This is a genomic window from Paracoccus haeundaensis (assembly GCF_006239215.1).
In the GTDB taxonomy this organism is placed as follows: domain Bacteria; phylum Pseudomonadota; class Alphaproteobacteria; order Rhodobacterales; family Rhodobacteraceae; genus Paracoccus; species Paracoccus marcusii.
In genome coordinates this window covers 12731-39042 of sequence record NZ_VDDC01000010.1, presented here as the reverse complement: position 1 = coordinate 39042, position 26312 = coordinate 12731, and the positions used below count along the sequence as shown (strand labels likewise).

30 protein-coding genes and 1 riboswitch are annotated in these 26312 nt (G+C 68.9%); of the genes, 20 read left to right on the top strand and 10 right to left on the bottom strand.

The window, feature by feature from the left end; translation table 11 throughout:
- Positions 1-20 precede the first annotated feature (20 nt).
- The gene (locus FHD67_RS05965) at positions 21-272 is read right to left on the bottom strand and encodes a DUF2312 domain-containing protein (protein WP_042248738.1); all 252 of its coding nucleotides are present in this window, start codon (positions 270-272) and stop codon (positions 21-23) included.
- 111 nt (positions 273-383) lie between these two features.
- Here FHD67_RS05965 and FHD67_RS05960 point away from each other — a divergent pair, with 111 nt between their 5' ends.
- From FHD67_RS05960 to FHD67_RS05915, 10 genes are all read left to right on the top strand, one after another.
- Positions 384-611 (top strand): hypothetical protein, encoded by a 228-nt coding sequence (locus tag FHD67_RS05960; protein ID WP_045981291.1) that lies wholly within the window; start codon positions 384-386, stop codon positions 609-611.
- Between the two features lie 7 nt (positions 612-618).
- Positions 619-1068, top strand: coding sequence for a D-aminoacyl-tRNA deacylase (dtd, locus tag FHD67_RS05955; protein ID WP_045999016.1), 450 nt, complete (start codon positions 619-621; stop codon positions 1066-1068).
- A 254-nt stretch (positions 1069-1322) separates the two neighbouring features.
- Positions 1323-2696, top strand: a complete 1374-nt coding sequence (locus tag FHD67_RS05950) for a DEAD/DEAH box helicase (RefSeq protein ID WP_084693637.1) — start codon at positions 1323-1325, stop codon at positions 2694-2696.
- Between the two features lie 111 nt (positions 2697-2807).
- Positions 2808-3380, top strand: a complete 573-nt coding sequence (locus FHD67_RS05945; RefSeq protein ID WP_045999015.1) for a thymidine kinase — start codon at positions 2808-2810, stop codon at positions 3378-3380.
- A gap of 88 nt (positions 3381-3468) precedes the next feature.
- On the top strand, positions 3469-4623 hold the full coding sequence (locus FHD67_RS05940) for a D-alanyl-D-alanine carboxypeptidase family protein (RefSeq protein ID WP_045999014.1): 1155 nt from the start codon (positions 3469-3471) through the stop codon (positions 4621-4623).
- Positions 4623-5219 carry a dTMP kinase gene (gene tmk / locus FHD67_RS05935; protein WP_045981295.1) on the top strand — a complete coding sequence of 199 codons (597 nt, stop codon included), beginning with the start codon at positions 4623-4625 and terminating at the stop codon, positions 5217-5219. Before FHD67_RS05940 ends, tmk begins: the two co-directional genes overlap by 1 nt.
- Entirely contained in the window at positions 5216-6325 is a 1110-nt protein-coding gene (locus tag FHD67_RS05930; protein WP_139598163.1) for a DNA polymerase III subunit delta', read from the top strand. The genes tmk and FHD67_RS05930 overlap by 4 nt, the downstream gene beginning before the upstream one ends.
- Before the next feature lie 3 nt (positions 6326-6328).
- The gene (locus tag FHD67_RS05925) at positions 6329-7123 is read left to right on the top strand and encodes a TatD family hydrolase (protein ID WP_139598162.1); all 795 of its coding nucleotides are present in this window, start codon (positions 6329-6331) and stop codon (positions 7121-7123) included.
- Positions 7120-7926 (top strand): MBL fold metallo-hydrolase, encoded by an 807-nt coding sequence (locus FHD67_RS05920; protein WP_139598161.1) that lies wholly within the window; start codon positions 7120-7122, stop codon positions 7924-7926. The genes FHD67_RS05925 and FHD67_RS05920 overlap by 4 nt, the downstream gene beginning before the upstream one ends.
- The gene (locus FHD67_RS05915) at positions 7923-8867 is read left to right on the top strand and encodes an AEC family transporter (RefSeq protein ID WP_139598160.1); all 945 of its coding nucleotides are present in this window, start codon (positions 7923-7925) and stop codon (positions 8865-8867) included. Before FHD67_RS05920 ends, FHD67_RS05915 begins: the two co-directional genes overlap by 4 nt.
- An 86-nt stretch (positions 8868-8953) precedes the next feature.
- Here FHD67_RS05915 and FHD67_RS05910 read toward each other — a convergent pair whose 3' ends face one another.
- From FHD67_RS05910 to FHD67_RS05875, 8 genes are all read right to left on the bottom strand, one after another.
- Positions 8954-9514 (bottom strand): hemerythrin domain-containing protein, encoded by a 561-nt coding sequence (locus FHD67_RS05910; RefSeq protein WP_139598159.1) that lies wholly within the window; start codon positions 9512-9514, stop codon positions 8954-8956.
- Positions 9511-10461 carry an ABC transporter permease gene (locus FHD67_RS05905; RefSeq protein WP_139598158.1) on the bottom strand — a complete coding sequence of 317 codons (951 nt, stop codon included), beginning with the start codon at positions 10459-10461 and terminating at the stop codon, positions 9511-9513. The genes FHD67_RS05910 and FHD67_RS05905 overlap by 4 nt, the downstream gene beginning before the upstream one ends.
- A 4-nt stretch (positions 10462-10465) precedes the next feature.
- Positions 10466-11767, bottom strand: a complete 1302-nt coding sequence (locus tag FHD67_RS05900) for an ABC transporter permease (RefSeq protein ID WP_045999007.1) — start codon at positions 11765-11767, stop codon at positions 10466-10468.
- A 59-nt stretch (positions 11768-11826) separates the two neighbouring features.
- On the bottom strand, positions 11827-12903 hold the full coding sequence (locus tag FHD67_RS05895; RefSeq protein WP_139598157.1) for an ABC transporter substrate-binding protein: 1077 nt from the start codon (positions 12901-12903) through the stop codon (positions 11827-11829).
- Positions 12904-13008: 105 nt separating this feature from the next.
- Entirely contained in the window at positions 13009-14079 is a 1071-nt protein-coding gene (locus tag FHD67_RS05890; protein WP_139598156.1) for an ABC transporter substrate-binding protein, read from the bottom strand.
- A 25-nt stretch (positions 14080-14104) separates the two neighbouring features.
- A complete protein-coding gene (locus tag FHD67_RS05885; protein ID WP_045981305.1) occupies positions 14105-15208 on the bottom strand; it encodes an ABC transporter ATP-binding protein in 1104 nt (367 codons plus the stop codon).
- A 222-nt stretch (positions 15209-15430) separates the two neighbouring features.
- Positions 15431-17338, bottom strand: coding sequence for a DEAD/DEAH box helicase (locus FHD67_RS05880; RefSeq protein ID WP_139598155.1), 1908 nt, complete (start codon positions 17336-17338; stop codon positions 15431-15433).
- Positions 17339-17485: 147 nt separating this feature from the next.
- Positions 17486-17962, bottom strand: a complete 477-nt coding sequence (locus FHD67_RS05875; RefSeq protein WP_045999004.1) for an acyl-CoA thioesterase — start codon at positions 17960-17962, stop codon at positions 17486-17488.
- Positions 17963-18056: 94 nt separating this feature from the next.
- Positions 18057-18159, top strand: a riboswitch (TPP riboswitch).
- Between the two features lie 70 nt (positions 18160-18229).
- On the opposite strand from FHD67_RS05875, the gene thiD reads away from it, so the two are divergent.
- From thiD to FHD67_RS05825, 10 genes are read left to right on the top strand one after another with little or no spacing between them, the layout of a single operon-like run.
- Entirely contained in the window at positions 18230-19033 is an 804-nt protein-coding gene (gene thiD, locus FHD67_RS05870; protein ID WP_139598154.1) for a bifunctional hydroxymethylpyrimidine kinase/phosphomethylpyrimidine kinase, read from the top strand.
- Positions 19026-19985 (top strand): FAD-dependent oxidoreductase, encoded by a 960-nt coding sequence (locus FHD67_RS05865; protein WP_139598153.1) that lies wholly within the window; start codon positions 19026-19028, stop codon positions 19983-19985. Before thiD ends, FHD67_RS05865 begins: the two co-directional genes overlap by 8 nt.
- Positions 19975-20172: a sulfur carrier protein ThiS gene (gene thiS / locus FHD67_RS05860; protein ID WP_139598152.1), complete on the top strand. Its 198-nt coding sequence runs from the start codon at positions 19975-19977 to the stop codon at positions 20170-20172. Before FHD67_RS05865 ends, thiS begins: the two co-directional genes overlap by 11 nt.
- Positions 20173-20175: 3 nt before the next feature.
- Positions 20176-20937 (top strand): thiazole synthase, encoded by a 762-nt coding sequence (locus FHD67_RS05855; RefSeq protein ID WP_139598151.1) that lies wholly within the window; start codon positions 20176-20178, stop codon positions 20935-20937.
- Positions 20934-21530 carry a thiamine phosphate synthase gene (locus tag FHD67_RS05850; protein ID WP_139598150.1) on the top strand — a complete coding sequence of 199 codons (597 nt, stop codon included), beginning with the start codon at positions 20934-20936 and terminating at the stop codon, positions 21528-21530. The genes FHD67_RS05855 and FHD67_RS05850 overlap by 4 nt, the downstream gene beginning before the upstream one ends.
- Positions 21527-22498 (top strand): HesA/MoeB/ThiF family protein, encoded by a 972-nt coding sequence (locus FHD67_RS05845; RefSeq protein ID WP_139598149.1) that lies wholly within the window; start codon positions 21527-21529, stop codon positions 22496-22498. Before FHD67_RS05850 ends, FHD67_RS05845 begins: the two co-directional genes overlap by 4 nt.
- Positions 22495-23427 (top strand): ABC transporter substrate-binding protein, encoded by a 933-nt coding sequence (locus tag FHD67_RS05840; RefSeq protein ID WP_139598148.1) that lies wholly within the window; start codon positions 22495-22497, stop codon positions 23425-23427. The genes FHD67_RS05845 and FHD67_RS05840 overlap by 4 nt, the downstream gene beginning before the upstream one ends.
- Positions 23424-24101, top strand: a complete 678-nt coding sequence (locus tag FHD67_RS05835; RefSeq protein ID WP_139598147.1) for a TenA family protein — start codon at positions 23424-23426, stop codon at positions 24099-24101. Before FHD67_RS05840 ends, FHD67_RS05835 begins: the two co-directional genes overlap by 4 nt.
- Entirely contained in the window at positions 24098-24793 is a 696-nt protein-coding gene (locus FHD67_RS05830; RefSeq protein WP_139598146.1) for an ATP-binding cassette domain-containing protein, read from the top strand. The genes FHD67_RS05835 and FHD67_RS05830 overlap by 4 nt, the downstream gene beginning before the upstream one ends.
- A complete protein-coding gene (locus FHD67_RS05825; protein ID WP_139598145.1) occupies positions 24781-25536 on the top strand; it encodes an ABC transporter permease in 756 nt (251 codons plus the stop codon). Before FHD67_RS05830 ends, FHD67_RS05825 begins: the two co-directional genes overlap by 13 nt.
- Here FHD67_RS05825 and FHD67_RS05820 read toward each other — a convergent pair.
- Positions 25523-26311: a MetQ/NlpA family ABC transporter substrate-binding protein gene (locus FHD67_RS05820; protein WP_139598144.1), complete on the bottom strand. Its 789-nt coding sequence runs from the start codon at positions 26309-26311 to the stop codon at positions 25523-25525. The genes FHD67_RS05825 and FHD67_RS05820 overlap by 14 nt on opposite strands.
- Position 26312 lies beyond the last annotated feature (1 nt).

Below are 26312 nucleotides of genomic sequence, written 5' to 3'. Positions count from 1 at the left end.
GCGGCCCCGGGACGGGTGCGTCAGACCATGCCCAGGGCGGCCTTGTACATGTCCAGGATCGCCTCTTCCTCGGCGATGTCGTCCTTGTCGCGGCGGCGCAGGGCGATGATCTGCTTCATCACCTTGGTGTCGTATCCGCGGGCCTTGGCCTCGGCCATCACCTCTTTCTGGCGTTCGGCGATGTCCTTCTTTTCGGCCTCAAGCTGCTCGAACTGTTCGATGAACTGGCGCAGCTCGTCCGCGGCCACCCCATAGGCTTGATCGTCCTGCATCGGATTCGTCCCTTCTTGCGCGTTTGCACCGGGTGTTAGGCGGTCTTGTTGCGGGGTGCAATCGCCGCTAGGGGACGGTCGCGAAACCCCGCTTTGCGCAAGGAGACGACCATGACCCTGTTCGACTGGATCATCTGGAGCGGCGCGGCCCTGACCCTGATCGGGCTGGGCGCCCTTGTCTGGTGCATCTGGACCGTCAGCCGCGCCCGCGCGCGGGGCCTGGACGACGCGGCGCTGCGCGAGAAGATGCGCGGCGTGCTGGCCGTGAACATGGGCGCGCTGGCGGCATCGGTCATCGGCCTGATGATGGTCGTGATCGGCATCGTGCTGGCCCGGTGACCCGACGATGAGGGTCCTGATCCAGCGTGTCACCCAAGCCAGCGTCACCGTCGACGCCCAGATCGTGGGGCAGACCGGGCCGGGCCTGCTGATCCTGGCCTGCGCCATGCGGGGCGACGACGACGCGGCCGCCACGGCACTGGCCGGGCGGGTCGCGCGGCTGCGCATCTTCCGCGACGATCAGGGGCGGATGAACCGGTCGGTGCTGGACACGGGCGGGACGGCGCTGGTCGTCAGCCAGTTCACCCTGGCCGCCGACACCCGCAGCGGCAACCGCCCCGGCTTCTCCTCGGCCGCCGCGCCCGACGATGGCCGGCGCCTGTACGAACGCTTCGCTCAGGCGCTGCGCGACCTGGGGGTCCCCACCGAAACCGGGCGCTTTGGCGCGGATATGCAGGTGGTTTTGGTCAATGACGGGCCCGTGACGATCTGGATGGACAGCGCCGACCGCGCCTGACCATCCAGGACCGTGCCTGACGGGGCTTGACTTTCACGTCATTTCCGCCCATCTGACCCCCATCGCCGTCCGCTGCCGCGTGAGCAGCCTTGGGCCCCTGCCCGATGACGCCGACACCCAATCCAGTTTCCCATTCACGCGGGGAGGCAGCAGGCATCCTCGTATCGCGCCTGCACCCCTGCCACTGGCCGCGCCCTGCGCGGGGCCCCTGCCTTTGCGTCCGATACGGGGGACGGAAGGGACGAAAGATCCTGATGGAACAGAACAACACCCGCCGCCGCCCCAACCGTGGCGGCAAGTCCACCCCCGCCCGCCCGCCGATCCAGGCCAACGAAGGCCGCCGCGCCCCCGCCCGCGAACCCGTCATCACAGGTCCCTTCGCGGATATGGGGATCGACCACCGCATCAACGCCAACATCATCGCGATGGGCCTGACCACGCCCACCCCGATCCAGGAACAGGGCATTCCCGCCATCGTGCAGGGCCGCGACGTGCTGGGCCTGGCCCAGACCGGCACCGGCAAGACGGCGGCCTTCGGCCTGCCGATGCTGACCCGCCTGATCAACTATGGCAAGAAGCCCGACCCCAAGACCTGCCGCGCGCTGATCCTGGCACCGACCCGCGAACTGGCCACCCAGATCGCGACGAACATCGACGCCTATGCCGAAGGCACGCCGATCCGGTCGTTCCGCGTCGTGGGCGGCGCCTCGATCAACACCCAGACCGAGCGGCTGTCGCGCGGCGTGGACGTGCTGATCGCCACCCCGGGCCGCCTGATGGACCTGATCGAGCGCCGTGCGATCAGCCTGGAGGCCACCACCTATCTGGTGCTGGACGAGGCCGACCAGATGCTGGACATCGGCTTCATCCATACGCTGCGCAAGATCGCGCGGATGCTGCCCCGTGAACGCCAGACGCTGATGTTCTCGGCCACCATGCCCAAGCTGATGTCGGAACTGTCGGACACCTACCTGACCAACCCGGTCAAGGTCGCCGTCAACCCGCCGGGCCAGGCCGCCAAGAAGATCGAACAGGGTGTCCACTTCGTCAGCCAGGGCGACAAAGCCACGCTGCTGGCCGAATACATGTCCAAGCACACCAACGAGCTGGCGATGGTCTTCGGCCGCACCAAGCACGGCTGCGAAAAGCTGGCCAAGCTGCTGGAAAAGTGGGGCTTCGCGGTCGCCGCGATCCACGGCAACAAGAGCCAGGGCCAGCGCGAGCGTGCGCTGGAGGCCTTCCGCAAGGGAGAGACCAAGGTGCTGGTCGCCACCGACGTGGCCGCCCGCGGCCTGGACATCCCCGAGGTCGCGCATGTCTATAACTACGACCTGCCGAACGTCCCCGAGAACTATGTCCACCGCATCGGCCGGACGGCGCGTGCGGGTCGTGACGGTCGCGCCGTGGCCTTCTGCTCGCCTGCCGAACTGGGAGAGCTGCGCGCCATCGAGAAGGCCATGAAGAACGCCATTCCGGTGATCGGCGGCGACGTGCCCTCGGCTGCTGCGGCCGCAGCGGCGGGTCCTGCCGGAGGTGCACAGCGCGGACGCGGCAAGCCGATGGACGGGGGCGCCCACAAGCGTCCGGCACGCCGCCCGTCGCGCGCGCCCAAGAGCCGCACCGCCTGATCCCTGCCGCAAGGCGGAATGGGTATCTGGACAACGAACGGGCCGCCGGGGCGCAATCTCCGGCGGCTTTCGCTTGTCGCGCGTGATGCGCGCGGGTATGGGCCGGGCACCATGGCAAAGCTGTATTTCAACTATTCGACGATGAACGCGGGCAAGAGCACGCTGCTGCTGCAGGCGTCCTACAACTATCGCGAACGCGGGATGGAGACGCTGCTGCTGACCGCGGCGCTGGACGACCGCGCCGGCAAGGGGCGCATCGCCAGCCGGATCGGCATCGCCGACGAGGCGCTGTCCTTTGACAGCGCGTCCGACCTGCTGACGCTGGTGGCGCAGACCGCGCCACGCCCCGCCTGCGTGTTCGTCGACGAGGCGCAGTTCCTGACCGCGGACCAAGTCTGGCAGCTGGCCCGCGTGGCCGACGACCTGGGCATTCCGGTGATGTGCTATGGGCTGCGGGTCGATTTCCGGGGCATGCTGTTTCCGGGATCCGCTGCCCTGCTGGCGCTGGCCGACGACATGCGCGAGGTGCGCACCATCTGTCATTGCGGCAAGAAGGCCACCATGGTCATCCGCCGCAACGAGGCGGGACAGGCGATCACCGAGGGCGCGCAGGTGCAGGTCGGCGGGAACGAGACCTATGTCTCGCTCTGCCGCAAGCACTGGCGCGAGGCCACGGGAAACTGATCACGATTGCCCCGTCCCGGCCATGGCGCGTTGCGGGGCGGATTGGGTTGATGTAACCATCATGGAAAACAACCTAGGGGGACTTATCATGCGCGGATTCCTGATCTGGGTGGCGGCCGTGCTGGCCATGACGGCCCCCGCCAAGGCCTTTGACACGACAGCATCGGCCGCGTGGGTCTATGACGTCCAGACCGGCACCGTGCTGATGGAGAAGAACGCCGAGACGCCGCTTCCCCCGGCCTCGATGTCCAAGCTGATGACCCTGACCATGCTGTTCGAGGCGCTGCGCGACGGCCGCGTAAGCATGGACACGACCTTTCCGGTGTCCGAGAAGGCGTGGCGCATGGGCGGGTCCAAGATGTTCGTGGAACCAGCCGACCGCCCCTCGGTCGAGGATCTGATCCACGGCATTATCATCAATTCCGGCAACGACGCCTGCGTCGTCGTGGCCGAGGGCCTGGCCGGGACCGAAGAGGCCTTTGCCCGCCAGATGAACGAACGCGCGGCGCAGCTGGGACTGACCCACACGACGCTGACGAACGCCTCGGGCTGGCCCGATCCGGGACATCGCATGTCGATGGAGGATCTGGGTCTGCTGGCTACCTACATCATCACGGAATTCCCGGATCTCTATCCGAACTTCGCCATGACTTCGTTCAACTACAAGGGCCGCGTGCCGTCGAACGCGGGCAACCGCAACCCGCTGCTGTCCATCGGCACGGGCGAATGGACCGCCGACGGGCTGAAGACCGGCCACACCCAGGAGGCCGGATACGGCCTGGTCGGGTCGGCCATCCAGGACGGGCGTCGCATCATCTTCGTCATCACCGGCCTGACAAGCGACCGTGCCCGGGCCGAGGAATCCGAACGCCTGGTCAACTGGGCATTCCGCGAATTCAGCATGCGCACCCTGGTCCCCGCCGGAGAGGACGTGGCGCAGGCCCCCGTCTGGCTGGGCACCGTGTCGCGCGTCGGCCTGACCACCCAGAACGGCGTCAACGTCCTGGTTCCCGCCGGCGTCCAGGACCAGGTCAAGGTCGAGGTCGTCTACGACTCTCCCGTTCCAGCGCCCATCGCGCGGGGGGACCGCCTTGGCCAGTTGGTCGTGACCATCCCCGGCACGCGCGACACCGTCACGCCCCTGATCGCCACGCAGGACGTCCCCGAGGCCGGGCTGGTGGGCCGCATGAAGGGGGCCGTGATGCAGCTTGGCCAGCGTGCCATCACCGCCGTCACCGGCTGATGCTGATCAGCCTGGAAGGCATCGACGGCTGCGGTAAGTCCACCCAGTCCCGCCTGCTGGCCGACGCGCTGCGGGCGCAGGGCCGCGAGGTCGTGCTGACCCGCGAGCCGGGCGGCAGCCCAGGCGCCGAGGAGATCCGCCGCCTGCTGGTCGAGGGGGCAGGCGAACGGTGGTCGCCCGAGACGGAATGCCTGCTGTTCACCGCCGCCCGGCGCGATCATCTGGAACGCACGATCCGACCCGCGCTGAAAGCGGGCCATGTCGTCGTGACCGACCGGTTCGCCGACAGCACCCGCGTCTATCAGGGTGCGGCGCGGGGTGACCTGCGGGACATGGTGGACCGGCTGCACGCGTTGATGATCGGGGTCGAGCCGGACCGGACCTTCGTCATCGACATCGACCCAGAAACGGGGCTTGCCCGCGGCACTGCGCGCGGCGGGGCCGAGGACCGCTTCGAAAGCCTGGGGCTGGCTTTCCAGCAGCGGCTGGCGACGGGCTTTCGCGCGCTGGCCGCCGAATATCCCGACCGCGTCCGGCTGATCGACGGCAGAGGCAGCGCCGCGGACGTGTCCGCCCGCATCATGGCCGCGTTGTGAAGACCGAGGCCGCCGACATTCCCGAACCCGACCGGGTCCCGGGCGCACCCCATCCGCGTCACGCGACGCGCGTGATCGGTCAGGACGCGGCTGCGGCGGCGTTTCTGCAGGCCGCGCAGGGCGACCGGCTGCATCATGCCTGGCTGCTGACCGGGCCGCGGGGCGTGGGCAAGGCGACGCTGGCCTGGGCCATCGCGCGCTGGCTGCTGGCCGAGACCGGGCGGGCCGATCTGGCCGTCGATCCCGACACGCCAGAGGCCCGCCGCATCGCCGCCCTGTCCGAGCCGCGCCTGGCCCTGATCCGCCGCCCCTGGGACGACAAGACCAGCCGCCTGCGCGCCGAGATCACCGTGGACGAGATCCGCAAGCTGCTGTCCTTCTTCCACCTCTCGGCTGCCGAAGGCGGTCGCCGCGTGGCGATCATCGATGCCGCCGACGAGATGAACATCCCCGCCGCCAACGCCCTTCTGAAGGTGCTGGAGGAGCCGCCGTCGGATGCGCTGATCCTGCTGATCGCGCATCAGCCCGCACGCCTGCTACCCACGATCCGGTCGCGCTGCCGCACACTGCGCCTGTCGCCGCTGCCACCGCGACAGATGTCGGCGATCCTGTCCGACATGGGCCTGAACGAGGATGCCGAGGCGCTGTCGGCCCTGTCCGACGGATCGGTCGGAGAGGCGCTGCGGCTGGCCGGCCAGGGGGGTCTTGACCGCTATCAGGACCTGGTCGACCTGTTCGCCACCCTGCCCCGGCTGGACCGGCTGGCGGCCTCCAAATTCGCCGATGGCGCGGCGGGGCGCGCTGGCGCCGACGGTGACCCGTTCGATCTGACCATCACCGTGCTGGACCGCTTCGTTACCCGGCTGGCGCGGGCGGGGCTGATGGGCGCGCCGCTGCCCCAGGCCGCGCGCGGCGAAGGGGCTTTGATGGCGCGGCTGTCACCCGACGACCACGCCGCCCGCATCTGGGCCGAGGCGCAGGCCCGCCTGTCGGCGCGTGCCCGCACGGGACGGGCGGTCAACCTTGACCCTGCCGCGCTGGTCATGGATATGGTGCTGGAACTGGCGCAGCTGCCGCCCGCGCAAGCGTCCCTGACCAAGGCCTGACCGATGACCGATGCGGCCCTCCGGCTGACCGACAGCCATTGCCATCTTGATTTTCCCGATTTCGACGGCGAACACGCAGCCCTGATCGATCGTGCCCGTGCCGCGGGCGTCGGGCGGATGGTCACCATCTGCACCCGCCTGCGCCAGGAACCCACCGTGCGCGCCCTGGCCGAGGCCCATGACGGCGTCTTTTACGCCGCCGGCACCCACCCGATGAGCGTCGCGGACGAACCCATGGCCACCGTCGATCAACTGGTGGCCTTGGCCGATCACCCGAAATTCGTAGCCATCGGCGAGACGGGTCTGGACTACCACTATACCGCCGAAAGCGCGCAGGCGCAGCAGGACAGCCTGCGTATTCATATCGAGGCCGCGCGTCGGACGCGCCTGCCTTTGATCATTCACGCCCGCGACGCCGATGACGACATGGCGCGCATCCTGGCTGAGGAACACCGCGCCGGCGAATATACCTGCGTCATGCACTGCTTCAGCTCGACACCCGCGCTGGCCCAGGCGGCGCTGGACCTGGGGTTCTACCTGTCGATGTCGGGCATCGCGGCCTTTCCGCGGTCGTCCGATCTGCGCGACATCTTCAAGGCCGCGCCGCTGGACCGCATCCTGGTCGAGACCGACAGCCCCTATCTGGCCCCGCCCCCGCATCGCGGGCGCCGGAACGAACCCGCCTACGTCGCCCATACCGCCGCGGTGGGCGCGGACCTGTTCGGCCTGTCCCTGCCCGATTTCGCCGCGCGGACCGAGGCCAATTTCGAACGCCTGTTCTGGAAGGCCGCCCGATGAGCGACACGATCCGCGCCACGATCCTGGGCTGCGGATCGTCTGGCGGGGTGCCTCGCCTTGGCAACCGATGGGGCGCCTGCGACCCGGAAAACCCGCGAAACCGCCGCCGCCGCTGTTCGCTGCTGGTCGAACGCGACGGGCCGGACGGCACCACCCAGGTGTTGATCGACACCGGCCCCGATCTGGTGCCGCAGATGCTGGACGCGGGCGTGGCGACGCTGGACGCCGTGGTCTATACCCATGCCCATGCCGATCATGTCCACGGCATCGACGACCTGCGTCAGCTGGTCTTCAACGCGCGCCGCATCCTGCCGGTCTGGGCCGATCAGCCCACGGCCGAGGCGCTGACGACCCGCTTCGGCTATGTGTTCGAGACGCCCGAGGGCAGCCTCTATCCCCCGATCTGCGCGCTGCATGCGATCGACGGCCCGATCACCATCGACGGCCCCGGCGGCCCAGTGACGCTGACCCCGTTCCGCGTCCAGCACGGAGAGATCACCGCCCTGGGCTTCCGCATCGGCGGTCTGGTCTATCTGCCCGACGTCTCGGACATTCCCGACGCCGCATGGCCGCTGATCGAGGACGCGCCGGTCTTCGTCATCGACGCCCTGCGCCATGAACCCCATCCCAGCCATGCCCACCTGGCCCTGTCGCTGGACTGGATCGCCCGCGCGCGCAGCCCCCGCGCGGTGCTGACGAACATGCATATCGACATGGACTATGCCGCGGTCGCAGCCCAGACCCCGGACCATGTCGAGCCCGCCTTCGACGGCATGCAGATCACCGTGCCCGCCGCGATATGACGGCGCTGTTCACGATCATCCTGCCCGTCTTCCTGATCGTGGGCTTCGGCTATCTGGTGGCGTGGCGGGGCTGGTTTTCGGCCAGCGGTGTCGACGGGTTGATGAATTTCGCGCAGAACTTCGCGGTCCCCACGCTGCTCTTCGTATCGATGGCGCGCCTGGACCTGGGCACCGAGTTTCGCGCCCAGCTGCTGATCCCCTTCTATGCCGGCGCCTTCGCGGCCTTTGCGGCGGGTTGGGGGGGCGCCCGGTTCCTGTTCGGCAGGCCGCCGGTGGACTGCGTGGCGATCGGGTTCGTGTGCCTTTTCTCGAACACGCTGCTGCTGGGTGTGCCGATCACGGAACGCGCCTACGGCCCGGATGCGCTGGCCGGGAACTGGGCGATCATCGCGATCCATTCGCCGATGCTCTACACCTTCGGGATCACGGTGATGGAATTCACGCGCGCCCGCGGCAGTGGCCTGTCGGTCGGGCGCGTGGCCCTGCGTGCGCTGACGGGGGTGCTGCGCACCTCGCTGGTCATCGGCATCATCGCGGGCCTCTCGGTGAACCTGCTGTCGCAGGCGGGGCTGGCCCTGCCGCAGGGGTTCTGGGACGCCGCCGACATGATCGCGCGCGCTGCCCTGCCCGCCGCACTGTTCGGCCTTGGCGGCGTCCTTTATCGCTATCGCCCCGAAGGCGACATGGCGACCATCGCCTTGTGCTGCGCCGCATCGCTGATCCTGCATCCCGCCATCACCTTCGGCACGGCCTGGGCGATGGATCTCGACCGCGACGGCATGCGCTCGGCCGTGCTGACGGCGTCGATGGCCCCGGGCGTGAACGCCTATCTGTTCGCCAATGTCTACGGCGTGGCCAAGCGTGTCGCAGCCTCCAGCGTGCTGATCGCCACGGCGCTGTCCACGCTGACGATCTGGATGTGGCTGGCGTTGCTGCCCTGAGGCGTCGCGGGGGTCCGGGGGGCCGCAGGCTCCCCGGCGGGGGGTGCGGGGGGCCGGCCCCCCGCCGTCGCGGGACGCAACCTGCCTCAGATCGGTACGCGAAGCGCCCCCAAAGGCTCCTCCAGCGCCCGCTCCTCGTACCCGAAATGCGACCGGATCGCCCGATCCAGCGCCGCGAACCGCTCCGTGCACAGATCAAGGGCCGCTGGCCCCCGATCCGCGACAAGCGCCTGTGCCGCCTCGTGCAACGCGCCGATCAACCTGTGGATCACCTCATGCTCGGCCTTCAGCCGACGGATCACCGGGGCCAGTGCCGACCCGCCCCGCTCCGCAAGGGCCGGAAACATCCACTGCTCCTCGATGTCGTGATGGTTCTGCAAAAGCGCGCAGTCGCGGCCGCAGGCAGTGCCGAACTGCGCCATGTTGCGCGCCAGCGCCGTCCCGGCCACCGCCGGTGCGACCAAGGACGGATCGGCCTGCGCGGCACGGACATGAACCAGCAGCCGCTGCACGCCGTCCAGTTCGGCCCGGTACATGTCATGGATGGCGGCCAGGCGCCGGCCATGTGCGCGCTCGGCCCGCGTGATGGCGGGATAGGACGGGGGCGCAGGACGCGCGCCCTCGTCCTCCAGCTCTTCGGGCGTCATCGAGGCGTGACGCCCCGGATACGCTCGGACCGCCGGCGCAGCAGTTCCACCGTGGTCAGCAGCGCGATCGAGAAGATCACCAGCAGCGTCGCCACCGCCAGGATGGCCGGGCTGATCTGTTCGCGAATGCCGTTCCACATCTGGCGCGGAATGGTCTGCTGATCGGGACCGGCGATGAACAGCACCGCCACGACCTCATCGAACGACGTGACGAAGGCGAACAACGCCCCCGACACCACGCCTGGCAGGATCAGCGGCATCGTCACCTTGAAGAAGGTCGTGCGCGGATTGGCCCCCAGGCTGGCCGCCGCACGGTTCAGCGACTGATCGAACCCCACCAGCGTCGCGGTGACGGTGATGATCACGAAGGGAATACCCAGGGTCGCATGGGCCAGGATCACCCCCAGATAGGTTCCCGCCAGCCGCCCGCATTCCGGCGACAGCCCGACCAGCGCCAGCAGTTCGCAGGGGTTCGAGTAGAAGAAGAACATCCCCGTCGCCGTGATGATCAGCGGCACGATCATCGGAGAGATCAGGATCGCCATGATCGCCCGGCGGAACGGCATCTCGGGCCGCGACAGGCCCAGGGCCGCCAGCGTTCCCAGAACCGTCGCCACGATGGTCGAACATACCCCGATGATGATCGAGTTCTTGGCCGCCTGCACCCATTTCGCATTCGCCCAGGCATCCGACCAGAAGGCCCAGCCCGTCGAATCCGGGTTCTGCATCCCGAAGGTCAGCAGGCTGGAATACCACCGCATGCTGTAGCCGTCAGGGTCGAGCAACAGCATCCGGTCGGTGAACGTGAAATAGGGCTCGGCGTTGAACGACAGCGGGATGATCACGATGATCGGCGCGATCAGGAACACGAAGATCAGCGCGCAGACCGTCAGGTAGGTATAGTGCCAGACACGCTCCAGCGGGCTTGCATAGGTCGGAACAGCCATTCGCTTACCCCAGTTTCAGGTTGTCGACGCCGACAAGGCGGTCGTAGAGCCAATAGAGGATCAGCACCGACCCCAGCAGCAGGGCCGCCAGCGCCGCCGCCATCGACCAGTTCAGCGTGCCGGTCATGTGCTGGGCGATCATGTTCGAGATCAGCTGCCCCGACGATCCGCCGACCAGCGCGGGTGTGATGTAGTATCCGACCGCCAGGATGAAGACCAGCATCGCCCCCGCCCCCAGGCCCGGCAGGGTCTGCGGAAAATAGACCCGGCGGAACGCGGTCCAGCTTGTCGCGCCCAGGCTGCGCGCCGCACGGACATAGGCGGGGTTGATGGTCCGCATCACCGAATACAGCGGCAGGATCATGAAGGGCAGCAGGATATGCGTCATCGCGATGATCGTGCCGGTCTGGTTATAGATCATCTGCAACCGCTGCCCGCCGCCGATCACACCCAGCCAGACCAGGATGTCGTTCACCACGCCCTGCTGCTGCAGCAGCACCATCCAGGATGTCGTGCGCACCAGAAGCGACGTCCAGAACGGCAGCAGCACCAGGATCATCAGCAGGTTCGACTTGCGCATGGGCAGCGTCGCCAGCAGATGCGCGATGGGAAAGCCCAGGATGAAGGTCAGGCCGGTGATCACCGCCGACAGCCAGAAGGTGCGCCAGAACAGGGTCAGATAGATCCGCTGCTGTTCCGCGACCTGCTGGATGTTGCCGGCCTCGTCCCGGGTGCGGTCGACCGCTGCCAGATAGAAGTTCGCCGTGACCGGCGTCGATGCCGATCGCATGACGGACCACAGGCGCGGGTCGCCCCAGTCCTCGTTGATCTCCAACAGGGCCTGTTGATAGGGCGGCTCCAGCCCGCGGCGGACCTGGCGCCCGGTCGCGGTGAACAGCGAACGCGTCCCCGGCATGTCATAGTTGATCCGCGTGCCAACCACCCCGATGCTGCGCGCATCGGCGCTGGCGATCAGGTCCTGGGCCAATGCGGTCCAGGCCGCCTCGTCGGGCGCGGTGCCGGGCTCCGTCGATGCGAACCAGGCCGAGACCTGCGGCATGTTGGCGGAAAAGCCGTCATTGTGGAACGACCGCGCCAGCATCTGCCCGATCGGCACCACAAAGGTGATCAGGATGAAGGCCAACAGCGGCAGCACCAGCAGAAAGGCCCGCCGTCGCGCCCGGCGTTGGCTGTGCGCCAAGGCGCGGGCCAGCGGCATTCCGTCGGCGGTCGTCAGCGTGCCAGACCCCACACCGGATGCGGTGGTGGCGATGGCGGCATGTGGATCAAGTGCGGCGTCGGCCATGTCGTCCCCCGGGCAGTCAGGTCCGCCGCCCCCGGATGCGGGGGCGGCAGGGTGTCAGTTCAGGACGCGGCCAGCCAGCTGTTGAAGCGTTCGGTCAGTTCCGCGGAATGGTCGGCCCAGAATTCCGGATCGTCCGTCACCGCGTTGGCCAGCGCCTCGGGGCTGGTCGGCATGTGCGGCGCCATCTCGGTCACGCCGTCCTGGTACAGCCCGACCAGTTCGTTCGACGATTTCCGCGCCGGGCCATAGGCGATATATTTCGCCTGATCGGCCAGACGCTGCGTGTCGGTCGCGAATTTCAGGTATTCCATCGCCGCGTCCGGGTTGGGCGCATCGACCGGGATCACGAACATGTCCATGTCCAGGTACTGGCCGTCCCAGATGATCTCGAAGGGCTGCTTTTCGGCCACCATCGCATCAAAGGCGCGACCGTTATAGACGGTGGTCATGCTGACCTCTCCGTCAGCCAGCAGCTGCACGGGCTGGGCGCCGGCCTCCCACCAGACGGTATCGGCCTTGATCGTGTCCAGCTTGGCAAAGGCGCGGTCCACGCCCTCGGGGGTGGACAGCACGTCATAGACCTCGGCCGCGGGCACGCCGTCGGCGATCAGCGCCAGATACAGGGTGCGCTTGGGGTTCTTGGGCAGGCCGCGCTTGCCCGGGAAGGTCTCGGTGTCGAAGAAATCGGCCGCCGTGCTGGGGGTCTCTCCCTCGAACTTGGTCGTGTTGAACGAAATGACCGTGCCCCAGACGATGTTGGCGACCGCGCAATCCTGCAGCGCGCCGGGCACGAAATCATCTGCCGCAGCGGTGCCGTCGGGCGCACTGGGCAGGTCGGCGGGGTCGATCTCGACCAGCGCACCCTCGTCGCACAGGCGGATCGCGTCGCTGACCTCGACGTCGAAGACGTCGCCCGTGACGTTGCCGGCCTCGACCTGGGCGCGCAGCGGCGTCGCGGGGTTGTCGGCGGCGATCATGTTGACGGTGATGCCGGTCTCAGCGGTGAAGGGCTTGTTGTAGGCCTCGACCTGGCTGACCTCGTAGGCGCCGCCCCAGGACACGACGTTGACCTCTTGCGCCATCGCGCCGAAGGCCACGCCGCACAGGGCGGTCGAAAGGATCAGGGTGGATTTCACGTTGGTTCTCCCGGTTGGTTGGTCTCGGGCATTTTCGCCCGTTGTCATTGGCCCCGTTGGCGGGGCGCGGACCGGGCGGGACGAACCCTCCCGGTCCGAACTGGATCAGCTGGCCAGCCAGCTGTTGAAACGCTCGATCAGCTCGGCGTCGCGGTCGACCCAGAAATCCAGGTCCGATGCCAGCGCCCCGGCCATGTTCGCGTCGAAGGTGGGCAGGTTCGGGCCCATCGGCTCCTCGGTGCCCTCGATGTTGCCGACCATCGCGGCGGCGGACCGGCGCGGCGGACCATAGCTGATGAATTCGGCGGCGCGGGCCTGGGGCGCGGGCGCGGTGGTCCACGCCACGAATTCCATCGCCTGCTCCAGGTTCGGCGCGCCCTTCGGCACGACCCAGCCCTCCATCTCATAGATCTGGGCGTCCCAGATGATCTCGAAGGGCTGGCCGTCGGCCTGCGCCGCGTTGAAGATGCGGCCGTTGAAGGCATAGGCCATGCTGACCTCGCCATCGGCAAGCAGCTGCGGGGGCTGGGCGCCTGCCTCCCACCAGATCACCTCGGACTTGACCGTGTCCAGCTTGGCAAAGGCGCGGTCCACGCCCTCCGGGGTGGACAGCACGTCATAGACCTCGGCGGCGGGCACGCCGTCGGCCATCAGCGCCAGCTCAAGGTTGAACTTGGCGCCCTTGCGCATGGTCCGCTTGCCCGGAAACGCTTCCAGATCGAAGAAATCGGCGGGGGTCGCGGGCTTGGCCTCCGGAAAGGCGGTCTCGTTGAACGCCAGGACCATCGAATAGACGTCGGTCGCCACGAAGCATTCGGTCACCGCGCCGTCGATGAAGTCGTCGGCTGCGGCCGTTCCGTCCTCGGCCGGCAGCAGGATGGCGGGGTCGATCATCTCCAATGCGCCCTCGTCGCACAGGCGTACCGCATCGGCGTATTCGACCGACGCGACATCGACGCTGACATTGCCTGCCTCGACCTGCGCCTTGATCGGGGTCGCGGGGTTGTCTGCGTCCGACATGACGACGTTGATGCCCGTTTCCGCCGTGAACGGCTTGGCATAGGCCTCAAGGTGGCTGTTGCCATAGGCGCCGCCCCAGGACAGCAGGTTCACATCGGCCAGGGCCGGCCCGGCGACCAGGCCCATCGCGGTGCTGAGTGCAAGAAAACGCTTCATCGAAGTCTCCGGTTGGGAAAAGGGATCAGATCGGGTCCAGCGCGCGGGCATCCTGGGGATGCCAGCCGATGCGGATGACCTGGCCGGGGTCCAGACGGGTCTGGCCGATCGTGTTGCGCATCTTCATGACGAAATTGTCGCTGCCGGCGACCTTCAGCCGGGCGCGCAGGATGTCGCCCATATAGATGACCTCCATCACCTGCGCCTCGATCGTGTGGGCGCCCTGGGACATCATCTCGGGCTTGAACTCGACCCGTTCGGGGCGGATCGACACGGTCGTGCGCTGACCCCTCTCGCGTATGTTCACGGCGGTGGCGTCGATCACCCCGCCCCCGTCCAGCCGCACCAGCGCCTTGTCTCCATCCAGCTGCTCGATCGTGCCGGCCAGGGCGTTGTTCTCTCCGATGAAGCTTGCGACGAAGCTGTTCTCGGGGCGCTCGTAGAGGTCGGACGGCGGGGCCAGCTGCTGGATGCGCCCGTCGTTGAAGACCGCGATGCGGTCCGACATGGTCAGGGCCTCGCCCTGGTCATGGGTCACATAGACGACGGTGATTCCAAGTTTCTCGTGCAGGTGCTTGATCTCGAACTGCATATGCTCGCGAAGCTGCTTGTCCAAGGCGCCAAGCGGCTCGTCCATCAGCACCAGTTCGGGGTCGAACACCAGGGCGCGGGCCAGGGCGATCCGCTGTTGCTGCCCGCCGGACAGCTGCGCCGGACGCCGGTTCGCGAACTTGCCCATTTGGACCATGTCCAGCGCGCGGGCGATGCGCGTCTGGCGTTCGTCCTTGCCCATCCCGCGGACCTCCAGCGGAAAGGACAGGTTCTCTCCGACGGTCATGTGCGGAAACAGCGCATAGTTCTGGAACACCATGCCGATCCCGCGCTTGTGCGGCGGCACCTGGTTGATCGGACGCCCGCCAAGACGGATTTCTCCGTTCGTCGCGGTCTCGAAGCCCGCCAGCATCATCAGGCAGGTGGTCTTGCCGGAACCGGACGGCCCCAGCATCGTTAGAAATTCACCCCGTCCGATCGACAGATTCAAGTCTTTGACGACAAGTGTCTGTCCATCATAGCTTTTTTGCACATGCTCGAAGGCGACGAATGCGTCGCCGTGGCGGTCGTCCAGCAAAAGCGCTCTCCCTGTTATGTCGTTGGTTATTCAGCGCAAGGATCAGGTTAAGCGTCGCCCTGCCCGACTGGCAATATCAATTGCGACATTCCATGCCCCGAACGCGTCGCGCCCGAAACCCCGCAAGAGAGCTTCGGGCGCGAGGGCCATGTGGATTGCAGAGCGTGCAGGGCCCACTGCCTGTTTGTGAGGCAGTTGCTTGGCCCCGCAGGCAGTTGCCGGTCAGGCGGGCCGCTTGGGTCCCTTGCGATGCGCCTTGGGGGCACCCGCCTTGTCGCCGGCGGGCCTGGACTTGGCCCAGGCCGGCTTGGGGCCCTTGCCAGCGTCACCCGACGACTTCTTCTTCCACGATTTCACGGCCGCATGCGGTCCGGTCTCGCGCGGTTCGGCGGGGGCATCATCGGGCAGCCAGCCGCCGCGGGCGGACTTGACGCGGGCGTGGTGACCCTCGTCCGACGCGGCGTGCTTGGCACGCGGCGCGGGCTTGCGACCCTCGGAACGGTTGTCGGTGCGCGGGGCACGGGGCGCCCGCTCGATCGGCGCATCCAGGTCGGGGGCGCCGTCCATGCGGCGCATGGTGACCTCCGGGGTGATCTCGATGAAATCGCCGAACTTGGCGGCGACTTCCGACGCGATCTGGATATAGGACAGGTCCTGCTTGACGCGGATCGCGCCGATGCTGTCGCGGGTGATCCCGCCCGCATCGCAGACCTTGGGCAGCAGCCAACGCGCCTCGGCCCGACCGGAATGACCGACCGACAGCGTGAACCAGACCGAAGGGCCGAATTCGCGCTGCGCACGGGGGGCCATCGGCGCGGGGGGCGCATGCGCCTCGGACAGTTCCTCGGCGGCAGGGCGGCCTTCGCGCCACAGGCGCAGGAAGGCGGCGGCGACCTGTTCGGCGCTGAACTGCTCCAGCAGCTGCGCGGCCAGGGCGGCGTCGTCGCCCACGGGTTCGTGCAGGCCGGGATGGTCCAGCATGCGCTGATCATCGCGCGCCCGCACCTCGTCCGCGGTCGGCGCGTCCAGCCATTCGGCCGAGACCTTGGCGTTCTGCAGCAGACGCTGTGCCCGACGATAATCGGCCGACGGCACGATCAGCGCGGACACGCCCTTGGAGCCCGCACGCCCAGTGCGGCCCGACCGGTGCAGCATCGTGTCGGGGTTGGTCGGCAGGTCCGCGTGGATCACCAGCTCCAGCCCCGGCAGGTCGATGCCGCGCGCGGCCACGTCGGTGGCGATGCAGACGCGGGCGCGCCCGTCACGCAGCGCCTGCAACGCATGGGTCCGCTCCTGCTGGGACAGCTCGCCCGACAGGGCCACGCATTTGAAGCCCCGGTTCGACATCCGCGCCAGCAGGTGGTTCACGTTGGCCCGCGTCTTGCAGAAGACGATGGCGGTCTGCGCCTCGTGGATGCGCAGCAGGTTGAAGATCGCGGGCTCGCGGTCGCGGGCGGTCACGGTATAGGCGCGATAGGCGATGTCGCCATGCTGGCGCGCCTCGCCCATGGCGGCGATGCGCAGGGCGTCGCGCTGGAAATCACGGGCCAGCTTCTCGATCGCCGACGGCACCGTGGCCGAGAACATCAGCGTGCGGCGCTCGACCGGGGCAGCGCCCAGGATGAACTCCAGGTCCTCGCGGAAACCCAGGTCCAGCATTTCGTCGGCCTCGTCCAGGACGGCCGCGCGCAGGTCCGACAGGTCCAGGCTGCCGCGGTCGATATGGTCGCGCAGGCGGCCAGGCGTGCCGACCACGATCTGCGCGCCGCGTTGCAGGGCGCGCTTTTCGTTGCGATAGTCCATACCGCCGACGCAGGTCGCGATCTGCGCGCCGGTCCCGGCATAGAGCCATTCCAGCTCGCGCGCGACCTGCAGCGCCAGTTCGCGCGTGGGCGCGATGGCCAGGGCCAGCGGCAGCTCGCCCGCGATGATGCGGTCGCCGTCCAGAAGGTCCGCGCCCATCGCCAGGCCAAAGGCCACGGTCTTGCCCGACCCGGTCTGGGCCGAGACCAGCACGTCGCGGCCCGCGGCCTCGGGCGCCAGCACCGCCGACTGCACGGCAGTCAACGTCTCATAGCCCTTGTCGGCCAACGCCGCCTGAAGCGGCGCGGGGAAATTCAGTTCAGTCATGTGATTCGCCAAAATGCGGGGGCCGTGAGCGACCCGATGAGCGGCACCTATCGTCGCTGCGACCGGCCCACCCTGCACCCGCCGCCCCGGACTAGCAGGGCCAAAGGCGGTTCCCTACGCGGTTTGGATCGCAAAGTCCACGCCCAATCAGGGGGTGTTCGACGCGGCCTCCTGGCGGGCCGCGATCTCGCGCCGCATGGTGCGCCTGACCTCGGCCGACCGCCAGCGCTGGCGGTCGATGTCGTCCTCAAGCTCGGGCTTGGGGACCGGCACAGGATGGCCTCGTTCGTCGACCGCGACCATGGTGAAATAGCAGGAATTGGTATGCCTGCGGGTGCCGCGGCGGATGTTCTCGGCCTCGACCCGGATGCCGACCTCCATCGAGGTGCGGCCGGTATGGTTCACCCGCGCGCGAAAGGTCACCAGCTCTCCCACGTGGATGGCCTCCTTGAAGGTCACCTGGTCGACGGACAGGGTCACCGCATATTCTCCAGACCAGCGCGACGCGCACGCATAGGCCACCCGGTCCAGACAGGCCAAAAGCGCGCCGCCATGCACCTTGCCGCTGAAATTCGCCATGTCCGGCGACATCAGCACCGTCATCTCCAGCCCGCGCCTGTCCATCTGTCCCCCGTCCGCTGTCCCACCATCCTGCGACAATCGCGCGGGCGCGAAAAGCCCCCCTTGCGCCCCGGGCCCGCCGCGCCTAGCCTTGGGGGGCAAACCGTTGGGGTGTCCCGTCACAGGGGCTGAGAGGCGACAGCCAACCCATCGAACCTGATCCGGGTCATACCGGCGGAGGGAACGGTGCAGATATCCGCGCGGCCATCGGCCCGCCCTGTGTCCCCACCCCTTTGCCCGGTCACGACCCGCCACATTACGGGGGACGACGTGACAGCACCCATTGCCCTGACCATCGCCGGGTCCGATTCGGGCGGCGGCGCCGGCATTCAGGCGGATCTGAAGACCTTTTCGGCCCTTGGCTGCTATGGCGCCAGCGTCGTGACCGCGCTGACGGCGCAGAACACCCGCACCGTGGCTTTGGTCGAACCGGCCAGCCTCGCGATGATCGCAGGGCAGATGCGTGCCGTTCTGGACGATCTGGACGTCCGGGCGGTCAAGCTGGGCATGCTGGGCGGGGCCCAGGCCATCGCCACGGTGGCCGGGGGTCTGGACGGCTGCGGCCTGCCCATCGTGCTGGACCCGGTGATGGTGGCGAAATCGGGCGACCGCTTGCTGCCGCCCGATGCCATCGACGCGCTACGTTCCCTGTTGGGCTGCGCGACGCTGCTGACCCCGAACCTGCCCGAGGCCGCCTGCCTGCTGGGTTGTGCCCCGGCCACCACCCCGGCCCAGATGGCCGAACAGGGTGCTGCGCTGCGCGCCATGGGCGCGGGGGCCGTGCTGATGAAGGGTGGGCATGGCGAGGGCGCGATCTGCACCGACCTTCTGGTGACCGCGCAGGGGGCGACGCCTTTCAGCGCCCGACGCCTGTCCACCCGCAACACGCATGGCACTGGCTGCACGCTGTCGGCGGCCATCGCAGCCGGCCTGGCACACGGCCTGCCGCTGGAGCAGGCGGTCGGGGTCGCACACCGCTATCTGCAACGCGCGATCGCGGCGGCCGACGATCTGTGCGTGGGGTCGGGGCACGGGCCGGTGCATCATTTCCATGCGGTCTGGTCGCATGGCTGATGTCACCATCATCGGCGCGGGCGTGGCCGGGCTGTTCGCGGCCCATGTGCTGGTGCAGCGCGGCCTGACCCCGCGCATCCTGGACCGCAAAGGCGCGCCCGGCCCACACGGCTGCTCATGGTGGGCCGGCGGCATGCTGGCCCCGCAGTGCGAAGGCGTGACCGCCGACCCCGTGATCACCCGCCTTGGCGCAGAAGCCGCCGATGCCTGGTCCGCCGTCACGCCCGTCACGCGGCGCGGCACGCTGGTCCTGGCGCTGGACCGCGACCGGGCGGAACTGGCCCGCTTTGCGCGCCGTGCCACGGCGCATCACCCCTGCGATAGCGCCGATCTGGAACCAGACCTGCAGCCCCGGCCCGGCCTGATCTTTCCAACCGAGGCGCATCTGGACCCCCGACGTGCCTTGGCGGATCTGGCCGCGTGGCTGGCCGCGCGCGGCATCAGCATCGAATGCGCGACCGCCGAGCCGGGCGACGTCGCAGGCCCGGTGATCGATGCCCGCGGACTGTCCGCCGCCCTGCCCGGCCTCCGCGGCGTGCGCGGCGAGATGGTCGTCCTGCACGCGCCCGACATCGCCCTGACGCGGCCGGTCCGCCTGCTGCATCCGCGTCATCCGCTGTACATCGTGCCGCGCGCGGGCGGCGTGTTCATGCTGGGCGCGACCCAGATCGAAAGCGCATCCCGTGCGCGTCCTACCGCCCGGTCGGTGCTGGAACTGCTGTCGGCGGCCTATGCGCTGGATCCCCGCTTTGCAGAGAGCGCCATCGTCGAGATGGGCGCCGATCTGCGCCCGGCATTTCCTGACAACGTCCCGCGCGTGACCGTCCGAGGGCGGGTGCTGCACCTGAACGGGCTGTTTCGTCACGGATACCTGATGGCCCCCGCGCTGGCGCGCCAGGCGGCCGATTACCTGATCACCGAAACCAAGGGAGAACTGGTCCATGAGGATTGAGGTCAACGGAACCCCCCGCGACATCGCAGCCGCCACCGTGGCCGACGCACTGTCCGAGCTGGGCTGGGGCGAGGCCCGCGTGGCCACGGCGCTGAACGGTGATTTCCTGCCCGCCGCGTCCCGCCCGATGCAGGCGCTGCGCGACGGTGACCGGCTGGAGGTCCTGGCACCCATGCAGGGAGGATAGCCGATGCGTGATTTCTATGGCGTCACCGTGCCCAACGCGCTGATGCTGGGCACCGCTCAATACCCGTCCCCGTCGGTCCTGCAGGAGGCGTTCCGCGCCAGCGGTGCGGGCGTGGCCACCGTGTCGCTGCGCCGCGAGGCCGGCCAGGGCCAGGCCTTCTGGTCGCTGATCCGAGACATGGGCGTGCGCGTGCTGCCCAACACCGCCGGCTGTCACAGCGCGCGAGAGGCCGTGACCACGGCCCGCATGGCGCGCGAAGTCTTTGAGACCGACTGGATCAAGCTGGAGGTGATCGGCCATGCCGACACGCTGCAGCCCGACCCCTTCGGCCTGCTGGAGGCCGCGACGACGCTCTGCGCCGAGGGCTTCGAGGTGTTCCCCTATACGACCGAGGACCAGGTTCTGGCCGCCCGCCTGCTGGATGCGGGGTGCCGGGTGCTGATGCCCTGGGGCGCGCCCATCGGGTCTGGCCTTGGGCTGAACAACCGCCACGGGCTGCGCATGCTGCGCGCGGCCTTTCCCGATGTGCCGATGGTGATCGACGCGGGCCTTGGCCTGCCAAGCCATGCGGCGGAGGCGATGGAGATGGGGTTCGACGCGGTCCTTCTGAACAGCGCGGTGGCGCAGGCGGGCGACCCGGTCGCGATGGCCCGCGCCTTTGCGCTGGCTGTGCAGGCGGGCGCCTTGGCGCGCGACGCCGATCCCATGGGGGTGCGCGACATGGGTGCGCCCTCTACCCCCCTGATTGGGAGGGCCTGGCTGTGACGCTGCCGCGCTTCTATCCGATTTTCGATGATGCCGCATGGCTGGACCGCGTTCTGCCCCTGGGCGTCCGGCTGGTCCAGCTGCGGCTGAAGGACCGCGACCCCGCCGACGTCCTCGACCAGATTGACCGCGGGCTGCGCCTGACGCGCGCACATGGCGCGACGCTGGTCGTCAACGACCACTGGCAGGCGGCGATCGATCTGGGCGCCGACTGGCTGCACCTGGGGCAGGAGGACCTGGACGACGCCGACCTGCCCGCGATCCGCCGCGCCGGGCTGCAACTTGGCGTCTCGACCCATGACCGGGCGGAACTGGACCGTGCGCTGGCGCTGGCCCCCGATTACGTGGCCCTTGGGCCCGTCTGGCCCACGATCCTGAAAAAGATGCGCTGGCATGAACAGGGCTTGGACCGGGTCACCGAATGGAAGGCGCTGGTGGGCGACATTCCGTTGGTCGCGATCGGCGGGCTGACCCCCGATCGCGGTGCGCAGGCGCTGGCGGCGGGGGCGGACATCGTATCGGCCGTGACCGACATCACGCTGAACCCGGACCCCGAGGCGCGGATCGCCGACTGGCTGGCGGTGACGGCATGAACCGCTATGCCCGCCAGATGGTGCTTCCGGGCATCGGCGCCGCGGGCCAGGATCGGCTGGCGCAGGCCCACGTGCTGGTCGTGGGCGCAGGCGGGCTGGGCTGCCCCGCGCTGCAATACCTGGCCGCCGCGGGAGTGGGTCGGATCACGCTGGTCGATCCCGACCGCGTGGAGGAGACGAACCTGCATCGCCAGCCCCTGTACCGCATGGACCAGGTGGGCCGACCCAAGGCCCAGGCCGCGGCGGCCGCATTGGCGGTGCTGAACCCCGACTGTCAGGTGGTACCGCGTGTGGAATGGCTGACCCCGGCCAACGCGGGCGATCTGGTGCAGGCAGCCGACGTGACGCTGGATTGCGCCGACAGCTTTGCGGTCAGCCTGACGCTGTCTGATGCCTGCATGGCGGCGGGCAGGCCGATGATCACCGCCTCTGCGCTTGGCCTGTCGGGCTATGCCGCGGGCTGCTGCGGCGGGGCGCCCAGCCTGCGCGCGATTTTTCCCGACCTGCCCGCGCAGGCCGCCAGCTGTGCCAGCGCGGGTGTGCTGGGCCCCGTCGTCGGGATGATCGGAGCGCTGCAGGCGCAGATGGCGCTGGCGGTGCTGCTGGGCCTGGACCCTCGGCCCTTGGGGCGGCTGATCAGCTGGGACGCAGGCGGCTGGCGGATGGGCGGCTTCCGCTTCGACACCGCGCCCGAACCCGTCGATGCCCTGCCCTTCATCGCCCACGCCCAGATCGCCCCCGGCGATCTGCTGATCGACCTGCGGACCGAGGCCGCCCCCATCGCCGGCGCCCGCCACCTGCCCCCAGACCGCATCGCGCATCTGGACCCCGGCCCCGCCCCGCGGGTGGTGCTGGCCTGTCGCACCGGCCTGCGCGCGCACAATGCCGGGCAGGTGCTGCAATCACGCTGGCCGGGGCGCATCGCCCTGCTGGCCCTGACCGATGACGACCTGAAAGGACGCCCATGAAGACGCTGACCCTGGCGCTGGCCGTGCTGGCCCTGCCCGCCCATGCCGAAACCCGCCTGACGGTGATGCTGGACTGGTTCGTGAACCCCGACCACACCCCCATCGTGCTGGCTCAGGAAATGGGATATTTCGCCGACGCCGGGCTGGCGGTTCAGACCGTGGCCCCGTCCGACCCCAACGATCCGCCGCGCATGGTGGCCGCGGGGCGCGTCGATCTGGCCGTCAGCTATCAGCCGCAGCTGCACCTGTCGCGTCACCAGGGCCTGCCGGTGACCCGCGTCGGCACGTTGGTGGAAACGCCGCTGACCTGTCTGGTCGTGCTGGCCGACAGCGGTATCACCACCCCTGCCGACCTGTCCGGCCGCAAGGTCGGCTTTGCCGTGGCGGGCGTGCAGGAGGTGATGCTGGACGCCATGCTGACCGATGGCGGGCTGGACCCCGACGATGTCGAGCAGATCAACATCGGCTGGTCCATCGCGCCTGCGCTGATGTCGGGACAGGTGGACGGCGTCATCGGCGCCTTCCGCAACTTCGAGCTGAACCAGCTGCGGCTGGAGGGGTTCGAGGGCCGCTGCCTGAACCCCGAGGATCACGGCATCCCCGCCTATGACGAGCTGATCTATCTGGCCGATCCCGCCCGCATGGACCGTGCCGCCGTCGCGGCCTTTCTGGAGGCCACGGAACGCGCGACGGCCTTCATCAAGAACGACCCCGACGCGGCATGGCGGATCTTCGCAGAGACCGCCGCCGAACTGCGCACCCCCCTGAACGAGGCTGCATGGGCCGACACCTGGCCCCGCTTTGCCGGGCGCCCCGCGGCGCTGGACGCGGGCCGCTATCTGCGCTTCGAGGCGTTCCTGGCCGACCAAGGCGCCACGCCGGGCGGACAGTCGCTGTCCGATCTGGCCATCGACGTGACCGCACCATGAGCGCGCCCGATTACGGCCGCGCCTTCGCGCTGTGGCGGGAGGCGGCGGGGGCGCATTGGGACGCCTATGTGGACCACGCCTTCGTGCGGCAGCTGGCGGCGGGCAGCCTGCCCCGCGACAGTTTCTTGCACTATCTGCGGCAGGATTACGTGTTCCTGCTGCATTTCGCGCGATCCTGGGCGCTGGTCTTTGCCAAGTCGGACCGGATGTCCGAGATGGCGCTGGCCTCCTCCATCGCCCACGGCCTGCTGAACGGAGAGATGCCGCTGCATGTCGCGATCTGCGGCCGCGAAGGCATCACCGAAGGCATGCTGCAGGACACCCCGGAATCGCCCGCGAACATGGCCTATACGCGCTTCGTGCAGGCCACCGGCTATGCGGGCGACATGCTGGACCTGCTGGCGGCGCTGGCGCCTTGCGTCTTCGGCTACGGCCAGATCGGGCTGGCGCATGCGGACAGCGGCGGCCCCTATGGCGAATGGACCGCGACCTATGGCGGCGCCGACTATCAGCGCGTCTGCCATGATGTCGGCGCGCTGATCGACGCGGCGCTGCAGGCGCGGTTGGGGCCCGACTGGCCCGCCCTGCCCCGCGCGCGGACGCTGGCGCGCCACTTTACCCAGGCCACCCAGCTGGAGGTCGGGTTCTGGCAGATGGGGCTGGACCGGACATGATCCGCATCATGGGCGATCTGATCCTGGACGGGCGGGTGCTGCTGCCGCATCTGGCGCTGGACTGTCCGCCGGGGCGCTGGACGGCGCTGATGGGGCCGTCGGGGGTGGGCAAGTCGACCTTGGGCCGGATCGTGGCAGGCCTGCCCGTGGCCGCGCGTCTGGCCGGGACCGTCGATGTCGCGGGCCCGGTCACGCTGATGGGCCAGCAGGATCAGCTGCTGCCCTGGGCCGATGCGCTGGCCAATGTCACCATCGGCGCGCGGCTGCGCGGGCAGGCCCCCGACCGCGCCCGCTCCCGCGCCCTGCTGGCCGATCTGGGCCTGGCGGGTCTGGAGACGCGCCGCCCCGCCCAGCTGTCGGGCGGCCAGCGTCAGCGCATGGCCCTGGCCCGCACCCTGATCGAGGATCGCCCGGTCGTCGTTCTGGACGAGCCGTTCTCGGCTTTGGACGCCGCCACGCGGGCGCAGATGCAGGATCTGGCGGCACGGCATCTGGCCGGGCGCACGGTGATCCTGATCACCCACGACCCGCTGGAGGCGGCGCGCCTCTGCCACGCGGCCTTCCTGCTGGATGCCCGGGGAACCCGCCCGCTGCCCCTGCCCGCGACGCCCACGCCGCGCGCGCTGGACGACCCGCAGGTTCTGGCGGCCCAAACCGCGCTGTTTCGCAGCCTGATGCCATGCGCAGCCTGATCGCCGTCCTGGTCGCGCTGTCGGTCTGGCAGGGCGTGGTCTGGGCCAGCGGCGTGCCGCCCTTCATCCTGCCCGGACCCGCGCGGGTGGCGCAGGCGCTGATGGATCACGCCGCGATGCTGGCGGTGAATGCGCGCTTTACGCTGGCCAATCTGGCGGCGGGGCTGGCCCTGGGGATGGCGCTTGGGGTCGGGACGGCGGTCAATCTGGCGCTGTCGCCCGCGGCACGGTGGCTGCTGCGACCGATGCTGATCGCGGCTCAGGCGGTGCCGGTCTTTGCGCTGGCCCCGATCCTGACGCTGTGGCTGGGCTACGGCGCGCCCAGCAAGGTCGTGATGGTGGCGCTGGTGGTCTATTTCCCGGTGGCGTCGGTGCTGTTCGACGCGCTGATGCGCCCGCCCGCCGCGCTTGACGATCTGGCGCGGTCGATGGGCGCGCGGCCTTTGCGGCGCTTGACGTTGATCCAGCTGCCCGCCGCCCTGCCCGCGCTTGGCTCAGGGCTGCGGCTGGCGGCGGTGCAGGCGCCGCTGGCGGTGATCGTGGGCGAATGGGTCGGCTCCAGCCGGGGCCTGGGCCATGTGATGCTGATGGCGAACGGGCGGGGTCAGACCGACCTGATGTTCGCGGCACTGGCCGTGCTGACGGCGATGGGACTGGCGCTGTTCGCCGCGGCGGGCGCGGTCCAGCGTCTGACGGATAAGGGCCGCCCCGAAGGACGGCCCCGAAGCCTTACCACGAGGTGATGACGGCCCCGTCGTATTTCTCGTCGATGAAGGCCTTGACCTCGGGCGACTGATAGGCCTCGACCATGGTCTTGACCCAGGGCTCGGCCTCGCGGCCCTGCTGGACGACCAGGATGTTCACATAGGGGCTGTCGGCCTTTTCCATGGCGATGGCATCCTCGCGCGGGGACAGGCCCGAGGCCAGCGCATAGTTGGTGTTGATCACCGCGATGTCGGCATCGGCCAGCGCGCGGGGCAGCTGCGCCGCGTCCAGCTCCAGGAACTGCAGACCCTTGGGGTTGTCGCTGACATCCAGCGGGCTGGGGACCAGGCCCGTGCCCTCGGCCAGGGTGATCAGGCCCAGATCCTGCAGGATCAGCAGCGCGCGGCCGCCATTGGTCGGATCGTTCGGGATCGCGACCTGCGCGCCCTCGGGCAGGTCGGCGATGTCCTCGACCTTGTCGGAGTAGATCCCCATCGGCGTGGTGATGGTGGTGCCGACCTCGACCAGCTCAAAGCCGCGATCCTTCATCTGGTTCTCCAGATAGGGGCGGTGCTGGAAACTGTTGGCGTCCAGATCGCCATCCGCCAGCGCCTGGTTCGGCACGACGTAGTCGGAGAACTCGATGACCTCGATGGTCAGGCCCAGGGGTTCGGCGACCTCGGCCACCTTCTCCATGATCTCGCCATGTTCGCCGGGGGACACGCCAACCTTGATGTCTTCGGCCATGGCGACGGAAGCCATGGCGGCGGAGGACAAGGCGATGGCGGATACGAAGGTTGTCAGACGCAGCATG

Bases quoted from the DNA above. Each gene is read 5' to 3' on its own strand.
- FHD67_RS05890 (WP_139598156.1), bottom strand. From the start codon at position 14,079: ATGAAGCGTTTTCTTGCACTCAGCACCGCGATGGGCCTGGTCGCCGGG.
- FHD67_RS05900 (WP_045999007.1), bottom strand. From the start codon at position 11,767: ATGGCCGACGCCGCACTTGATCCACATGCCGCCATCGCCACCACCGCA.
- FHD67_RS05875 (WP_045999004.1), bottom strand. From the start codon at position 17,962: ATGGACAGGCGCGGGCTGGAGATGACGGTGCTGATGTCGCCGGACATG.
- FHD67_RS05940 (WP_045999014.1), top strand. From the start codon at position 3,469: ATGCGCGGATTCCTGATCTGGGTGGCGGCCGTGCTGGCCATGACGGCC.
- FHD67_RS05905 (WP_139598158.1), bottom strand. From the start codon at position 10,461: ATGGCTGTTCCGACCTATGCAAGCCCGCTGGAGCGTGTCTGGCACTAT.
- FHD67_RS05920 (WP_139598161.1), top strand. From the start codon at position 7,120: ATGAGCGACACGATCCGCGCCACGATCCTGGGCTGCGGATCGTCTGGC.
- FHD67_RS05950 (WP_084693637.1), top strand. From the start codon at position 1,323: ATGGAACAGAACAACACCCGCCGCCGCCCCAACCGTGGCGGCAAGTCC.
- tmk (WP_045981295.1), top strand. From the start codon at position 4,623: ATGCTGATCAGCCTGGAAGGCATCGACGGCTGCGGTAAGTCCACCCAG.
- FHD67_RS05965 (WP_042248738.1), bottom strand. From the start codon at position 272: ATGCAGGACGATCAAGCCTATGGGGTGGCCGCGGACGAGCTGCGCCAG.
- FHD67_RS05845 (WP_139598149.1), top strand. From the start codon at position 21,527: ATGAACCGCTATGCCCGCCAGATGGTGCTTCCGGGCATCGGCGCCGCG.
- FHD67_RS05925 (WP_139598162.1), top strand. From the start codon at position 6,329: ATGACCGATGCGGCCCTCCGGCTGACCGACAGCCATTGCCATCTTGAT.
- FHD67_RS05820 (WP_139598144.1), bottom strand. From the start codon at position 26,311: ATGCTGCGTCTGACAACCTTCGTATCCGCCATCGCCTTGTCCTCCGCC.
- dtd (WP_045999016.1), top strand. From the start codon at position 619: ATGAGGGTCCTGATCCAGCGTGTCACCCAAGCCAGCGTCACCGTCGAC.
- FHD67_RS05880 (WP_139598155.1), bottom strand. From the start codon at position 17,338: ATGACTGAACTGAATTTCCCCGCGCCGCTTCAGGCGGCGTTGGCCGAC.
- FHD67_RS05835 (WP_139598147.1), top strand. From the start codon at position 23,424: ATGAGCGCGCCCGATTACGGCCGCGCCTTCGCGCTGTGGCGGGAGGCG.
- FHD67_RS05830 (WP_139598146.1), top strand. From the start codon at position 24,098: ATGATCCGCATCATGGGCGATCTGATCCTGGACGGGCGGGTGCTGCTG.
- thiS (WP_139598152.1), top strand. From the start codon at position 19,975: ATGAGGATTGAGGTCAACGGAACCCCCCGCGACATCGCAGCCGCCACC.
- FHD67_RS05840 (WP_139598148.1), top strand. From the start codon at position 22,495: ATGAAGACGCTGACCCTGGCGCTGGCCGTGCTGGCCCTGCCCGCCCAT.
- FHD67_RS05825 (WP_139598145.1), top strand. From the start codon at position 24,781: ATGCGCAGCCTGATCGCCGTCCTGGTCGCGCTGTCGGTCTGGCAGGGC.
- FHD67_RS05865 (WP_139598153.1), top strand. From the start codon at position 19,026: ATGGCTGATGTCACCATCATCGGCGCGGGCGTGGCCGGGCTGTTCGCG.
- FHD67_RS05945 (WP_045999015.1), top strand. From the start codon at position 2,808: ATGGCAAAGCTGTATTTCAACTATTCGACGATGAACGCGGGCAAGAGC.
- FHD67_RS05855 (WP_139598151.1), top strand. From the start codon at position 20,176: ATGCGTGATTTCTATGGCGTCACCGTGCCCAACGCGCTGATGCTGGGC.
- FHD67_RS05910 (WP_139598159.1), bottom strand. From the start codon at position 9,514: ATGACGCCCGAAGAGCTGGAGGACGAGGGCGCGCGTCCTGCGCCCCCG.
- FHD67_RS05915 (WP_139598160.1), top strand. From the start codon at position 7,923: ATGACGGCGCTGTTCACGATCATCCTGCCCGTCTTCCTGATCGTGGGC.
- FHD67_RS05960 (WP_045981291.1), top strand. From the start codon at position 384: ATGACCCTGTTCGACTGGATCATCTGGAGCGGCGCGGCCCTGACCCTG.